Annotated in this window: 13 protein-coding genes; 10 read left to right on the top strand and 3 right to left on the bottom strand. The window is 62.4% G+C overall.

The features are described 5' to 3' along the window. The first annotated feature begins 20 nt into the window (after window positions 1-20). The 8 genes from hisG to NAP1_RS01815 all read left to right on the top strand — a co-directional run bounded on the left by hisG (window position 21) and on the right by NAP1_RS01815 (window position 8969). Complete coding sequence (gene hisG, locus NAP1_RS01850) at window positions 21-710, top strand: ATP phosphoribosyltransferase (RefSeq protein WP_007163513.1); 690 nt, start codon at window positions 21-23, stop codon at window positions 708-710. Continuing rightward, a complete protein-coding gene (gene hisD, locus NAP1_RS01845; RefSeq protein ID WP_007163512.1) occupies window positions 710-2002 on the top strand; it encodes a histidinol dehydrogenase in 1293 nt (430 codons plus the stop codon). The genes hisG and hisD overlap by 1 nt, the downstream gene beginning before the upstream one ends. After that, entirely contained in the window at window positions 1999-2466 is a 468-nt protein-coding gene (nusB, locus tag NAP1_RS01840) for a transcription antitermination factor NusB (RefSeq protein WP_007163511.1), read from the top strand. Before hisD ends, nusB begins: the two co-directional genes overlap by 4 nt. Window positions 2467-2525: 59 nt before the next feature. Continuing rightward, window positions 2526-3383 (top strand): thiamine-phosphate kinase, encoded by an 858-nt coding sequence (gene thiL / locus NAP1_RS01835; RefSeq protein WP_007163510.1) that lies wholly within the window; start codon window positions 2526-2528, stop codon window positions 3381-3383. Window positions 3384-3542: 159 nt separating this feature from the next. Then, window positions 3543-5666, top strand: a complete 2124-nt coding sequence (locus tag NAP1_RS01830) for a sodium-translocating pyrophosphatase (protein WP_040464636.1) — start codon at window positions 3543-3545, stop codon at window positions 5664-5666. 295 nt (window positions 5667-5961) lie between these two features. Further along, window positions 5962-7119, top strand: a complete 1158-nt coding sequence (locus NAP1_RS01825; protein ID WP_241761162.1) for a GNAT family N-acetyltransferase — start codon at window positions 5962-5964, stop codon at window positions 7117-7119. Continuing rightward, complete coding sequence (locus tag NAP1_RS01820; RefSeq protein ID WP_007163507.1) at window positions 7116-7997, top strand: cupin-like domain-containing protein; 882 nt, start codon at window positions 7116-7118, stop codon at window positions 7995-7997. Before NAP1_RS01825 ends, NAP1_RS01820 begins: the two co-directional genes overlap by 4 nt. A gap of 60 nt (window positions 7998-8057) precedes the next feature. Beyond that, on the top strand, window positions 8058-8969 hold the full coding sequence (locus NAP1_RS01815) for an acyl-CoA thioesterase II (protein ID WP_007163506.1): 912 nt from the start codon (window positions 8058-8060) through the stop codon (window positions 8967-8969). Window positions 8970-9176: 207 nt separating this feature from the next. Here NAP1_RS01815 and NAP1_RS01810 read toward each other — a convergent pair whose 3' ends face one another. Continuing rightward, window positions 9177-10685 carry an oligosaccharide flippase family protein gene (locus NAP1_RS01810; protein ID WP_007163505.1) on the bottom strand — a complete coding sequence of 503 codons (1509 nt, stop codon included), beginning with the start codon at window positions 10683-10685 and terminating at the stop codon, window positions 9177-9179. A gap of 139 nt (window positions 10686-10824) precedes the next feature. Here NAP1_RS01810 and NAP1_RS01805 point away from each other — a divergent pair, with 139 nt between their 5' ends. Both NAP1_RS01805 and NAP1_RS01800 read left to right on the top strand, forming a co-directional pair. Further along, a complete protein-coding gene (locus NAP1_RS01805) occupies window positions 10825-11517 on the top strand; it encodes a hypothetical protein (RefSeq protein ID WP_007163504.1) in 693 nt (230 codons plus the stop codon). Then, window positions 11514-12773: an ATP-grasp domain-containing protein gene (locus tag NAP1_RS01800; RefSeq protein WP_007163503.1), complete on the top strand. Its 1260-nt coding sequence runs from the start codon at window positions 11514-11516 to the stop codon at window positions 12771-12773. Before NAP1_RS01805 ends, NAP1_RS01800 begins: the two co-directional genes overlap by 4 nt. 76 nt (window positions 12774-12849) lie before the next feature. Here NAP1_RS01800 and NAP1_RS01795 read toward each other — a convergent pair whose 3' ends face one another. Then, a complete protein-coding gene (locus tag NAP1_RS01795; RefSeq protein ID WP_007163502.1) occupies window positions 12850-13461 on the bottom strand; it encodes a superoxide dismutase in 612 nt (203 codons plus the stop codon). A gap of 111 nt (window positions 13462-13572) precedes the next feature. Further along, window positions 13573-15078 carry a carotenoid oxygenase family protein gene (locus tag NAP1_RS01790; RefSeq protein ID WP_040464634.1) on the bottom strand — a complete coding sequence of 502 codons (1506 nt, stop codon included), beginning with the start codon at window positions 15076-15078 and terminating at the stop codon, window positions 13573-13575. Between the last annotated feature and the right edge of the window lie 125 nt (window positions 15079-15203).

Below are 15203 nucleotides of genomic sequence, written 5' to 3'. Positions count from 1 at the left end.
TGCCTAAGTCCCGCCGCGAAATGACAACCGACCTCTCATCCCCCGCTGGCGACCAACTCACCTTCGCCGTTCCCAAGGGCCGCATCCTCGACGAAGCGCTGCCCGTCATGGCGCGCGCTGGCGTGGTGCCCGAGGATGGCTTTCACGACAAGGCCAACCGCTCGCTTTCGTTCGGCACGAACCGCGAAGATATGCGGCTGATCCGCGTGCGGGCGTTCGACGTGGCGACATTCGTTGCGCACGGTGCCGCACAGGTAGGCATCGTTGGCTCTGACGTGGTCGAGGAGTTCGACTACGACGATCTTTACGCCCCGGTCGACCTCGATATCGGGCACTGCCGCTTGTCCGTCGCGCGGCTTGCTGGTGACGAGAATGACCACGCTGGTGCGAGCCATTTACGCGTCGCGACCAAGTATCCCAACCTGACCCGCCGCCACTTCGAGCGGCAGGGCATTCAGGCTGAATGCGTCAAGCTGAACGGTGCGATGGAGCTCGCGCCCTCGCTCGGTCTCGCGCGCCAGATCGTCGACCTCGTATCGACCGGCACGACGCTCAAGATGAACGGCCTCGTCGAAACGAGCCGCATCATCGAGATCACCGCGCGCCTGATCGTCAACCGTGCTGCGCTAAAGACCGATCCGCGCGTTGGCGAGCTAGTCGCGGCCTTCCGCGCCGATGCCGAAGCGCGCGCTACTAAGGACGCCGCGTGATGCAGATGCTTTCGACCATGGACCCGGATTTCGCGGTCAAGTTCAAGCGCGTCGTCCACGCTCGCCGCGAAGCCGACAGCGATGTCAGCGGCGTTGTTCAGGACATCCTTCGCACGGTGAAGGGATCTGGCGACAAGGCGCTGGTTGACTACACCCAGCGCTTCGATGGCTATTCGCTTGTCGACGACGCTGACTGGATGGTGACCAAAGAGCGTTTTGCCGAAGCGTATGACGCGCTCGAGCCTGAGCTCCGAGAAGCACTCGACCTCGCGGCAAAGCGCATTCGCGCGTATCACGAGGCGCAGGTTCCGGAGAACCGCGACTACACCGATGACACTGGCGTGCGCCTTGGCGCGACGTGGCGGGCGGTCGATGCAGCTGGGCTTTACGTGCCCGGCGGTCGCGCGGCCTATCCTTCTTCCCTGCTGATGAATGCAATCCCTGCGCGGGTCGCCGGGGTTGAGCGTGTTGCAGTCGTGACACCAACGCCCAAGGGCCAGTCGAATCCCCTCGTCCTCGCCGCCGCTCACGTTGCTGGTATCGACGAGATGTGGCGCGTTGGCGGGGCTCAAGCTGTTGCTGCACTCGCTTACGGCACTGACCGGATCAAGCCAGTCGATGTGATCACCGGTCCCGGCAACGCCTATGTCGCGGAAGCCAAGCGCCAACTTTACGGCGTGGTCGGCATCGACATGGTCGCAGGGCCAAGCGAGATACTCGTGGTCGCCGATGGCAAGAACGATCCAGACATCACCGCCGCCGACCTGCTCAGCCAAGCCGAGCATGATCCGACCTCGCAATCGATCCTCATCACCGACGATGCTGGCTTTGCCGCCATGGTCGAGGACTGCATCGACCTTCAGATCAGCCAGCTCGCAACTGGCAAGACCGCGCGCACCAGCTGGGACGATCACGGCGTGATTATCGTCGTCAACGACATCCCCGAGGAAGCGCCCGCACTCATCAACGCGCTTGCCTCTGAACACTTGCAGCTTGCCGTCGACGATCCCGAAGCGATCATGACCAAGACGCGCCACGCCGGCAGCGTGTTTTTGGGCAGGTTCACGCCCGAGGCTGTCGGCGATTATGTCGCCGGCCCCAATCACGTGCTTCCGACCGGTCGCCGCGCCCGCTTTTCAAGCGGGCTATCGGTGCTCGATTTCATGAAGCGCACCAGCTTTATCTCTCTCGACGATGCCGCACTGGCGAGCATCGGTCCCGCAGCAGCAGCCCTTGCCCATGCAGAAGGTCTGCCCGCGCACGCCAAATCCGTGGAACTCCGCCTCAAATGAACACTCCCGCCCGATCCCAGGCCCGCTCGACCGCGCGCCTCGCCGCCGTACAGGCGCTCTACCAGCAGCAGATGGAGGGCACCGCGCTCAACAAGCTGCTCGACGAGTTTCACCAGCACCGCCTTGGTCGCGAAGTCGATGACGAGGACCACGAAGGCGAGGTCTATGCCGACGCCGAGGTCGAGTTTTTCGACGACATCGTGCGCGGCGTCGATGCGCGCCGTGATGAGATCGACGAGATCCTGACCGCGCGGCTGGCGCAGGGGTGGACCCTGATGCGTCTCGACAAGACGATGCTGCAGATCCTGCGTGCAGGCGCTTACGAATTGATCGCACGTGCCGATGTGCCGCGGGCGAGCGCGATCACCGAATATGTCGACGTCGCCAAGGCCTTCTTCGACGACCGCGAGGCGAAGTTCGTGAACGGCATCCTTGACGCGGTAGCCAAGGAAGCGCGCGACTAATCCCCCCTTATCGCGCGCGCCGCTTCGACATTGCCAGTGCAAGCGCCTAGCTAGGGGTCATGTCTGAAGCCGAATTTCTCAGCGCGCTGCGCACCTTGCCCCTTCACCCGGGCGCGCGCGGACTCACCGACGATTGCGCGGTGATCGAATTCGGCAGCGAAACGCTGATCATAAACCATGACCTGATGGCCGAGGGGACCCACTTCCGTCCCGAAGCGGACCTTGCCGACGTGGCGTGGAAGCTGCTTGCCATCAACCTTTCTGACCTTGCGTCCAAGGGTGCAGAGCCAATCGGCGTCCTGCTGGGTCATTCGCTCGGCGGGAATGATCGTCGCTTTCTGGAAGGGCTTCGCGCCGGGCTCGCAGCCTTCGACGTACCGATACTGGGCGGCGACACAGTGGCCGTGACCGGGGCCAGCACATTCTCAATGACGGCCATCGGGCGCGCCACCCACAAACCTGTGCCATGGCGAAAGGGCGCTGCAATCGGTGATGGCCTATTCGTCACCGGGACGCTGGGCCGCGCGATGCTGGGTTTCGAAGGGGAAGTCGACCACGAAGACGCCTTCAATCGCCCCGCCCCGCGGCTTACCGAAGGCAGGGCATTGGCCCCTCATGTCACCGCGATGATGGATGTCTCCGATGGCCTGTTACTCGACGCATTCCGCATTGCCGAAGCGAGCCAGGTCACAATCGGCATCGAGAGCTCCGAGGTGCCTGTCGCGGACAATGCGCGGTGCGCAGATTGCATGCGTTGGGGCGACGATTACGAGCTGCTCTTCACAGCGCCTGCGGACGCAAAGCTGCCCGTCCCCGCGACCCGGATCGGCACCGTCGCCCCGCGCGGCTTCGCACCGCTGGTTCTTGACGGAGACCCGCTGCTGAATGCGCAGGGGCTCGGCTATCAGCACGGCTGAAGCGCTCGAAACGCGCACTTGCCCCCATAAAAGCGACGAAACGCGGGCCAAACCCCATCATTGCGCCTTGCGCGCTTGACTCTTGCCCCTACACTCACCGGCCTCGCGTCAATGGGAAACACCCAGGCGCGCTTTCCACGCTTTGAGAGGGGATACTTCGTGGACCTAATATACATATCAATAGGGTTGGGTTTGCTTGCCATCGTCTATGGCATCGTCACAAGCCGCCAGGTGCTGGGAGCCAGCGCCGGTAATGCAAAGATGCAAGAGATTGCGGGCGCTATCCAGGAAGGCGCGCAGGCATATCTCAACCGCCAATACACCACCATCGGCATTGTCGGCATTGTTGCCGCCGCGCTCGTCGGTTTCTTCCTCGGCATCGTTCCGGCGGTCGGGTTCGTCGTTGGCGCAGTCCTTTCCGGTGTGGCGGGCTATATCGGGATGAACATCTCGGTGCGTTCGAATGTTCGCACCGCAGCGGCGGCAGAGACCGGCCTTCAGGAAGGTCTGACCATCGCGTTTCGCGCAGGCGCCATCACCGGTATGCTGGTGGCAGGCCTCGCGCTGCTCGCCATCGCGGTGTTCTTTGCCGTGCTCGTTGGCCCGATGGGGCTCGATGCAAATAGTCGCGTCGTTATCGACGGACTCGTCGGCCTTGCGTTCGGCGCATCGCTGATCTCGATCTTCGCGCGTCTGGGCGGCGGTATCTTTACCAAGGCCGCTGACGTGGGCGCTGACCTTGTCGGCAAGGTCGAAGCCTCGATCCCGGAGGATGATCCGCGCAACCCGGCCACCATCGCTGATAACGTCGGCGACAATGTGGGCGACTGCGCAGGCATGGCCGCCGACCTGTTCGAGACTTACGTCGTGACGGTCGGTGCAACCATGGTTCTGACCGCACTGCTGTTCGCAAGCCAGCTTGGCGAGAACCTTCTGACGCTGATGACGCTTCCGCTTCTTATCGGCGGTGCGTGCATCGTGACCTCGATCATCGGCACGTACTTCGTTCGTCTCGGCAATGGCACGAACGTCATGGGCGCGATGTACAAGGGCTTCATCGTCACCGCTGTCCTTGCAATTCCGCTGATCTATCTGGTCACGCAATATGCGCTGTCGACCTTCGGTAGCGATATGACCACCGTGCTCGGCACAGGTCCGGGCGGCGTCGATTTCAACGGCATGGACCTGTTCTATTGCTCGCTGATCGGCCTTGCGCTGACCGGCATCATCATCTGGATCACCGAGTATTACACCGGCACGAACTTCCGTCCGGTCCGCTCGATCGCCAAGGCTTCGGAAACGGGCCACGGCACCAACGTGATCCAGGGTCTTGCCATCAGCCTTGAATCGACCGCTCTGCCGACAATCGTCATTATCGCGGCGATTATCGGAGCCTACCAACTCGCTGGCCTGATCGGCCTTGCCTATGGCGCAACCGCGATGCTGGCACTTGCCGGTATGGTCGTCGCGCTCGACGCTTACGGTCCGGTCACCGACAACGCAGGCGGCATCGCCGAAATGGCGGGCCTCGATGAAAGCGTTCGTGAGAAGACTGACCTTCTCGACGCGGTCGGCAACACCACCAAGGCCGTGACCAAGGGCTACGCCATCGGTTCGGCAGGTCTTGCAGCGCTCGTGCTGTTTGCCGCCTACACCGCTGACCTTCGGGAGTTCTTCCCGGAAGCCAACGTCGATTTCGGCCTCGAAAACCCATACGTCATCGTCGGGCTGCTGCTCGGCGCGCTGCTGCCGTACCTGTTCGGTGCGATGGGCATGACCGCTGTGGGCCGGGCAGCTGGCGACGTGGTGAAGGACGTGCGCGAGCAGTTCGCTGCCGATCCGGGTATCATGGAAGGCACAAGCCGACCCAACTATGCCCGCACGGTCGACCTTGTGACCAAGGCCGCGATCAAGGAGATGATCATCCCGTCGCTGCTTCCGGTGCTTGCACCGATCGTGGTCTACTTCGTGATCCTCGGCCTTGCAGGTCAGGACAATGCCTTCGCTGCGCTCGGTGCGCTGTTGCTGGGCGTGATCGTAGGCGGCCTGTTCGTCGCGCTTTCCATGACCGCCGGTGGCGGCGCGTGGGACAACGCGAAGAAGTACATCGAGGATGGCAATCACGGCGGCAAGGGCTCCGAAGCTCACAAGGCTGCGGTGACCGGCGATACCGTTGGCGATCCCTACAAGGATACCGCGGGTCCGGCCGTGAACCCGATGATCAAGATCACCAACATCGTCGCGCTGCTTCTGCTCGCGGCACTGGCAGGCGGAGCGCATTGATTTGGGGAGTGGCGGCCCATCTGGGCCGCCACGTCCTTGCTTCGGTGCGGGCGGGTAGTCGCCCTAACGGTTGCTGACGCAACCGACGACTTCCCTGAGCCAACACATTCAGAACCCCGTTCGGAGCGATCCGGGCGGGGTTTTGCTTTGGCCGTTTGCACTTTGCCGGCGCGGTGTGCCGTTTCGGGTCGGTGGCTCACATCCTTCGCAAAACCCAAGGCTTTCTTAAGGCTAATCCCGTATGCAAGCCCGTGATGCGCAGGTGGATGCGCACGGTTAGGTTAACGCAATGGACTTGGCAGGTACGCCCAGCATGGCCGATATTCGGCCTACCGATAGCCGCACCCGTCGCGGCGAGCCCTCCGTGCGCCTTATCTCCGCGGCCGATGCCGCCACTCCCGATTTCCGCACTCAGTGGGACGCGCTGTGCAACGATGCAGCCGAACCCAACCCCTTTTTCGAGCCGTGGTTCACCCTGCCCTCGCTGGCTCACTTCGAAGCTCACAAGGCCTCCACCATCGCCGCGCAATTTGACGGCGACCGGCTCGTCGGCCTTATGCCGCTCAGCCGACCGCCGCGCTATTACGGCTACCTCGTCCCGCACTGTGCCGCTTGGCTGCACGACAACGCTTTCTGCTCGGGTCCGCTGATCGCGCGCGGTTATGAGCATGCCTTCTGGCGCGGCTTGCTGGACCGCCTCGACAGCGCTCCGGGGCGCTCGCTCTTTCTCCATTTGCCAGAGCTTCCCGCCGATGGCCGCACGGCAAGGGCGCTCGATGCCGTCCTTGCCGAGACCGACCGTTACAGTGTCACGGTCGATGAAGGCTCTCGCGCCATGCTTTCCTCTGACCTCGATGCCGAGGCCTATCTGTCGCAAGCGATGAGCGCGAAGAAGCGCAAGGAGTTGCGCCGCCAGCGCAAGCGTCTCTCCGAAGAAGGCTCGCTCACCGTCGAACGTCATGCGGCCGCCGAGGGGCTTCAGGATTGGATCGCAGAGTTCCTCGGCCTGGAGGCCGCCGGCTGGAAGGGTGAACGCGGTTCCGCCCTCGCCAATGCGCAGCGAACCCGCGCCCTGTTTGCCGATGCGCTGGCAGGTGCTGCGAGCGCAGGCAGGCTCGAACGCCTCGCCTTGCGGCTCGACGGCAAGCCGATTGCGATGCTGGCGAACTTCGTCACGCCGCCAGGCGTCTTCAGCTTCAAGACCGCGTTTGACGAAGCGTATGCGCGCTTCTCGCCGGGCCTCCTGCTCCAGATCGAGAACCTGGACCTCCTCGACCGCAGCGACATCGCGTGGGCCGATAGCTGCGCTGCTCCCGGCCACTCCATGATAGAACGCATCTGGCGCGAGAAGCGCCGCATCACCAGCCGCAACATCGCAATAGGCGGCCCGCTTCGCCGCGCTCTGTTCCGGGCGATGATGGCATACGAGACCCGCGGAAAGGACAAGGCATGAACGCTCCGCACGACAAGTGGCACAAGGTGCGCACCGCATCGCTCGAGACCTTCGACGCGCTCGCTCGCCACACCTTCGCATCGAGCTATCCCGAGACGCCGCATGTGCTGAAGCACGGCTTCGGCGATCATCCGCTGCTCGATCTCGAAGCGCTTGCCGAACTGGCAGAGGCGCTGCCCGAGAGCAGCGTCGAGTACAACCGCGGCGACCTGCCCATCGGCGTAGATGGCAAGCCGGGCTCGAATGGGCTTTCGATCGCCGAGACCATCATCGAGATCGCGAAGTCGAACAGCTGGGCGGTGCTCAAGAACATCGAACAGCACGATGCATACAACGACCTCCTCATCGATCTGCTCGACGAGATCCGCCCGGAGATCGAGGCCAAGACCGGCGCGATGCTGACGCCTCAAGGCTTCATCTTCATCTCCAGCCCGAATGCGGTCACGCCCTATCACTTCGACCCTGAGCACAACATCCTGCTCCAGATCCGCGGTTCCAAGGTGATGACCCAGTTCCCAGCTGGCGACCCGCGTTTCGCTCCTGACGAGACGCACGAGAGCTACCATTCGGGCGGGCCCCGCGAGCTGACCTGGAGCGACGACCTGATGAAGGGCGCAACCCAATTTGCCATTGGTCCGGGGCAGGCGGTCTACGTGCCGGTCATGGCGCCGCATTTCGTGAAGAACGGACCGCAAAGCTCGATTTCGCTGTCGATCACATGGCGCAGCGAATGGAGCTATGCCGAAAGCGATGCTCGCGGGCTCAACCACCTGCTGCGCCAGCGCGGCTTTTCGCCTGCGCCTCCGGGTCGCTGGCCGGCGAGCAACATGGCCAAAGCCTACACCTTTCGTGCGCTTCGCAAGCTCGGCCTCACCTGACGACACATGCGGGGCTAACCCTGCTTGACGTTTGCGTAAGCGCTGCGCAATGCGAATGCCATGACCGATAGCCCCGATCCCGCCCGCCTTGTCGCTGGCCTCGTCGACCTCCTCACCGTCGAGAAGCGCTCCTCCGACATCTACCTCGGCTCTCCGCAGAAGGGCGGCGTTGGCCGTGTCTTCGGAGGTCAGGTGGTCGCGCAGGCGCTTCAGGCTGCGCAAGCGAGCGTAGCTGACGGCAAGGTTGCTCATTCGCTTCATGCCTACTTCCTGCGCGGCGGGCGCGAAGGCATTCCCATCGAGTACCGGATCGAACGCGACTTCGAAGGCCGCTCCTTCGCCAACCGCCGAGTGGTCGCCAGTCAGGAGAACGAGGACGGCGCGCCGAGCCCGATCCTCAACCTCACAGCAAGCTTTCAGGTGCCCGAGGAAGGCCTCGCTCACGAGAACTCGCCGATGCCAGACGTCGCAGATCCCGAGGACCTCAAGTCCGACATGGAGATGCGCCGCGCAATGGCTGACCGGCTGGGCGACAAGCTGTCCGAAACCCAGCGCACCCTCATGCTCCGCCCTCGCCCGATCGAGATGCGCACGACCGACAAGCTGCACTGGATGAACTCCGAACCCAAGGCCCCGCAGGCGCATAGCTGGTTCAAGACGGCGGCTGCGCTGCCCGACGACCCCGCGCTTCACCGCGCGGTGATTGCCTATGCGAGCGACTACACGCTGCTTGGCACGAGCGCGCTGCCGCACGGCCTTTCTTGGATGCGCGGCGAGCTGGTGGGCGCGAGCCTCGATCACACGATCTGGTTCCACCGTGAGGCACGCGCCGATGAGTGGCTGCTCTATGCAACCGACAGTCCATGGTCGGGCGGCGGTCGCGGCTTCAACCGAGGACGCATCTTCAACCGCTCCGGCGACCTTGTCGCAAGCGTCGCGCAAGAAGGGATGATCCGGCGCCGGAAGCGGTGAGCTGGACCACGCAAAGGGGTGGTTTGAAAAATTGCGGATTCTCGGCAAAGCCTTGTTCCTGAACTGATTTTTCAGGAACTGGGGTGTAGGATGTGTGACTTTCCGCTCGTTTTGCATCCAACTCGGCTTTTCTCACCGCAACAACGCGATATCCGCAGCAATCTAGCGCGGCTCATCCGAGTAGGAAAATGACCGGGGGTCAGGGGCTTACTTCGCGCCCTCACCCTGCGTGCGCCGCGCCTGCCAGAATTGCTCCAGCATCGTGAGCGCCTGCGCCTCTGCACCGTGTCGCCGGCCAGAGATTGCCCAGATCGACACGATCGCTGCGCCATATACCACGGCTCCGATTGCGACCTCAACAATCAGCGCAGGCAGCGCGCCCATCCCGCCATCTGGCACAGACGCCACCGCCCAGCCCATCAGGCAGGCGGCTGCGAACGGGCGCAGGATTGCCAGTGTTGGTCCTGCCCAGTTGATCCGCTCTACGATGCCAAGCACGCCGATCCCGGCCGCCAGCATGACCGCACAGGCGCCAAGAACCGCCTTTGCCATGTCGAGCGGCCCACCGCCCATTACGACAATCACCGAGATCGCGGTCGCGACAAGGCCAACCCCGCCAATTGCGAGGAATGCTGCAAGCCTTGCTCCGCCCGATGCCTGAAGGCTAGAGATGATGAGCTTGTGAACCGCGAAAATGGCGGCGGCTGGCGCGATCAACTGGAGGAAGGGCGGCGCTGCGCTCCACTGATCGCCAAGCAGGACGGCAACGGCATTGGGCGCTGTCGCAGCCAGCCCAAGGCCAAGCGGCGCTGCAATCAGAGCATAGGCCCCGAGCATGGTCTCAACGCGCAAGGGATCGGCTCCGAGCCGTTCACCGGTCTTTGCGGTTGTCACGAATGTCACCCGGTTCAGCGCGGTCGCAACTTCCTGTGTGAAGATCGAGGAGAGGTCCTTCGAAACCGAATAGAGCCCGGTCACGCTCATCGTGCCGAGGCGCCCCACAAAGAAGCGCTCCATCTCGGTGTGGATGGTCTGCGCTGCATTGGCGAGGAACATCCAGAGCGACATTCCCAGCATCTCCTTGCGCCGGGCAAAGGAGAAACGTGGGCGATAGGGATGAGCGATATAGGACGCGGCGCAGTGGCAGATTGCGAAAGCGACCGATCCGATCACTAGCGCCCAATAGCTTTGCAGAAGCACTGCCGCCGCGACCGTGATCGCAAAACTGGTCAGCCGCACCGAAAGCCGCATCTTCAGATCGCGCCCGAACTCAAGATTGCGATCGAAATCGGTGATGCCGATATTGGCAAAGCCGATGATGACGAACCGCGCCGCCAGAACGATTGTCACAGCGACAAGCGCAGGCTCTTCGTAAAACCACGCGACCACCGGCGCGAGCGCAGCCACGACCAATGCCATGGCGCTCAGCACCAGCAATTGCAGCGTCCAGACGGTATCGTAATGGCTGCGCTCCGGCTCTGTGACGCGAAGGAGCGATTGCCTGAGGCCGAGGGACGTAAAGATCTCCGCAAGCGACAGGAATGCCGCCGCAAGCGCGACAATCCCGAAATCAGCGGGGGTCAATAGACGCGCGAGGACCAGGACCGAAAACAAGCCGATAAATCGCATCGACCACGCGATCACGATCGCGGTCGCAGCACTGCGAACAACGCGCGTTGGCGCTGGGGCCGGATCGGATGTGTCGTGCTGCTCCAAAATGCTCGCTTTCGCCCGCGCGCAAAGGTGCGCAGTGCGCGCATGGGTTAGAGGCAATAAGCAAAGATTTGGTAAGCCTAACGGGCTGTTAGGGAAAACAGGTTAGGCAGGTTCGCTTCAAACCCGGGTGAACCAGACCATGAAACTTGCCTTGCGATTGTTCCTTCTCGCGCTCGCTGCCTATTCGGCAGTGCTGCTGGCGGTCGAGTGGAGCACGTCGCAGGATTATGTTCGTCATTATTTCAGCGACATAGAAGACGGCAGACCATTTTTCGCGGTCAACACGACGCTGAGCACATTCCTGCTGCTTAGCTCGGCCCTGCTCCTGGTTTTCGGCGCGCTTTCGGGTCGCAAGGAAAGCGCCAAGGGCGCACACCTTTTTGCCTGGTGTCAGTCGGGCATGTTTGCATTCCTCGCCTTTGACGACCGATTCCAGCTTCACGAGGCGCTCGCTTACAAGATCGGGATAGCTGACCATTTCATCATGATGGGCTGGGCCATCGTACAAGTGGCGATCCTTGCGTTGCTGGCACGCCCCGCGAGCATTCCGGTGCGATCCGCCGGCTATTTCATCGCAGGAGTCGTGCTGTTCGCGGTGATGATGGTGTTCGATGCGCTCATGCCTCACGACATGGAGATGCGGCTTTCGCTCGAGGATCTGACCAAGGCCTGGGCGACAGCGATGTTCTTCTTCTCCGCATGGTTCTTCGCCCGCTTCCAGATCGGTCTGGACCCGGATGAAAAGACACTGGGGCAGTTCCTGCGATGGATCGTGACGGGTGAACGCACCTGGGCAATGCCAGCCCCGCGAACCGCGAAGGCGGATCGGTGAATTCGCCATTCAAGCCTGAGAACCTGAGCAAAGGAGCAAGAGTCTGCGCGCCCGCTCGACGCAAGCAACGCGCTCGCAAGGCGTTGGTGCTGGCAGACAATATCGGCGTGTTCCTGGCGATAGCGCGTTCGCTTGGGCGCGCCGGGATTGCGGTTGACGTCGCCACTTCAGAGCTTGGCTATGCGGGTCTATCTTCGCGCTTCGTAGCGCAGGTTCACCGGATGCCGTCCTACCTCAGCGACCTTGACGGGTGGCTCAGCGCGCTTGCCCGGTTGGTCGAGAACGAGGGTTACTCACTGATCATCCCGACGAGCGACGCCAGCCTCGACGTGCTCTCGCGCGCAGTCGATCACGTGGCCCGCGATTTGCTCGCGCTTCCGGGTGATGAGGCGCTTCGCATCTTCACCGACAAGCGCGCCACCCGCAGCCTTGCCACCTCGCTTGGCATCCCGATTGCCCATGGCGAGAGCGCAGACAGCCTGACGACTTGGAAACGCGAACATCAGGCCAGGTTTCCGCTCGTCGTGAAACCGGCTGCGTCCTACGCCCATGGCAGCGGCTCGGCGAAAGCTCCCGTGTCGATCGTCCGAGACGAGGCTGAGCTTGACCGCTGCGCTGAGATATTGGGCGAGCGCGCTGTCATCGTCGAAGACTATCTTCCCGGCACCGGGATCGGCGTTTCCGTCCTTGCCCGGCACGGTTCAATCGAACTCGTGTGGCAACATCGCCGCCTTGCATCGACCCACGAAACGGGTCGATCTTCCGTGCGATTGGGAGAGCCTCCCTCGCCTGCCTTGCTCGAAGACGCAACCCGGATGGCGGGGGCAACCGGGCTGAACGGCGTCGCCATGTTCGAATTTCGCATGGATGAGCGTACCGGCAACTACATCCTGGTCGAGGTGAACCCGCGCTTCTGGGGCTCGCTTCCATTGGCGGTGGCTGCCGGATACGACTTTCCCCTGGCCGTATGGGCGATGCACACCGGGGAACCGTTCAAGGGCCCCACACCGTCACCTTTGCGCGGCGCGCGCCAGATCAATCTCGACGGCGAAATCGACCGCCTTTCTGAAACCGGCCAAGGGTTCATCGGGCAATTGCGAAGGGCTGCAAGGACTCTCTTGCTCTGCGCGGCTGCAATCGTGAGGCCTGAAATGTTCGACAGCTGGGCGAGCGACGATCCCGCTCCGCACAGGGACGAGATCCGGCGCGCGTTTTCGAGGCTTGTCGGCGCGGCCGGTCGGCGGCTGCGATCCTGATCATTCGCGACGAAGAAAAACCCGGCCTGCAGCATAGCGCAGACCGGGTTTCTCAAGTGTTGGCTTTTCGAAGTGCTTACTTCGGGTAAGTCCAGGTCGTACCGCGCGCGAGGTTCTCGCTGGCGAAGGCCCAGTTGATCTTGTTGTCAACCACGGCGTCGAGATAGGCCGGGCGGGCATTCTGATGGTCGAGGTAGTAGGCGTGCTCCCACACGTCGATCGTCAGCAGCGGGTTGAAGTCGCTGTCAGCGAGCGTGTCGCCATCATGCGTTTCCTCGATCGAAAGCTTGCCGTCCTTTTCCGCAAGCCAAACCCAGCCGCTGGCAAAGTGGCCTGCGCCGCGTGATTTGAGCTGGCTCTTCAGCTCGTCGACCGAACCAAAAGCTTCTTCGATCTTGGCCTTGAGTTCGTCGGACGGAGCGGTCTCGCTGCCGGCCATCGAGTGCCAGTAGAAACCGTGGTTCCAGGTCTGTGCCGAGTTGTTGAACAGGCCCTGGTTCGAACCGCGAGCAGCCGAAATCACATCTTCGAGCGCGGCGTCGTCATGCGGCGTGCCTTCAATCGCGTCGTTCATCTTGCTCACGTAAGCGTTGTGGTGCTTGCCGTGGTGATAGGAGAGGGTCTCGGCCGAAACCGCCGGATCAAGCGCGGTGTCAGCGTAGGGGAGGTCGATCAGTTTGAATGCCATGAGTAGGGTCCCTCTTTGGTTCGAGTGTGCTTGAGTTCGTTTTTAGGGTTCGTATTGTAAACTCGCGAAACACCTAGTGGTTTCGAGACAGATTAAAAGGGGCGAGTTTCCCTAGGCAGCCTGCGCCTTGCGCTTGAATTCAGCGTCAGCAGCAAGCTGGCTGTGCTCGACCCAACAGGTGTGCACGCCGCTCGAAATCTTGTGCGGCAAGGCGGCGCGGCAGATCGGTCCCTTGGCGATGTCGGAGGCATCGAGGATCGCAAGCTGCGAGGTTCCGGTGTTCTCGTCGATCAGGAAGGTCACGAGGTAACCATCGTCCTCGGATGAAGCGCCTTTCCTCGGCACCATCGGGCTTTCGCTCGCATAGACGCCTTCGGGAAGCTGATAGACTTGCTCCCCGCCGGTCTCGGTATCGTGGCGAACATATCCGTTGAACAGGAACCAGCCGGGGCGCGTGGTGGTCGACCAGATGTAGCGGCTCTTCTGCATGAGGTAGTCGGGATTGATCATCCCGAATTCGACGATGCGATCCGACAGGCGCTCCTCGGTAGTTTCGCCGGTCTTGAGGTTGAAGCGCCAGCGGTGGAGGCGGCTCTGGAAGCTGTGTTCGTCCACGTACGCCATCATGTGGCTGTATTCGCCCGCTTCCTCGATCGGGTCGGGCATGGGCTTGTCCTGATAGTAACCTTCGAGAACGACCTCGTCGCCATCTGACCCAGAAACTTCATACGCGTTGGTCCAGTGGAGAACGTAGGTGGGAGAGGCTTCGAACCAGCGGATGTCCTCCGGTGCCCCGTGGCGCGGGATAAGCGCGAAACGCGTCGGTACGCCCTCGTGGATGCGCGCCGCGTGAATGTTCCGCTCCAGCAGGTTCGCGTCCCAGAACAGCGGCATGTCGTTGAGGATCGACCAGTTCTTCGTGATCGCCATGTCATGCGGCAGGCGCGGACCGGGGAGCGGGATCGGCACGTAATGCGCAAGGTTCCCCTCACGGTCGACCACGCCATAATGCATGTAGGGCGCGTACTTGGAATAATTGAAGAACATCATCTCACCGGTCGCTTCATCGACCTTCGGGTGCGCCGACACCCCATCGACTGGCCCCCACGGCGCCTTGCCCTTGTTGGCGAGCGTCACGGGGTCGAGCATCCACGCCTCCCCGCATTGGTAGAAGGTCGCGTAAGCGGTCCCAGCGTGAACGATGATGTCGGTGGAGCCTGTGTCCTTCAGTCCCTCATGCGCGCCATAACCGGGCCGCGCACTCGTGCCATGAGGGTCCATCAGACCGCCCCAAAGTGACTTTCCAGCGATCTGCTCTTCGGTGAAGCAATGGGTGCGGATGAAGCGGTTGCGGTAGCTGGCCTTGCCGCCCGAAATGCTGACCTGGTGAACCATCGCATCGCCATCGAAGGGATGGTGGCGGCCAAGCGGCTGGTGAACCGGGTTCTCTGTATTGCGCAGGTAGATGCCGTCGATATCGTCGGGGATCGCGCCCTCAATCACTTCAAGCTCATCGACGTCGACCTCTTCGTGGCACGGCGTCCACGGCCCTGACAGATAGGGGTGGTTCGACGGCTCAAGGCTGGTCTTGACCGGCGGATGGCGTGTGATCGTCACGGGCGTCTCCCTCTTCGCTTCCACCCTAGCGCGATCCAGAACCTGCGCAAAACCAATCTCGCGAAAATTGATCTGGATCAATGCTGGCTTGTGCGGGCTGGTCCACAATGCAATTCAACACTGGG

Source organism: Erythrobacter sp. NAP1 (genome assembly GCF_000152865.1).
GTDB lineage: Bacteria > Pseudomonadota > Alphaproteobacteria > Sphingomonadales > Sphingomonadaceae > Erythrobacter.
The sequence above is the reverse complement of the archived record's forward strand: the minus strand, read 5'-3'. Positions and strand labels throughout refer to the sequence as shown.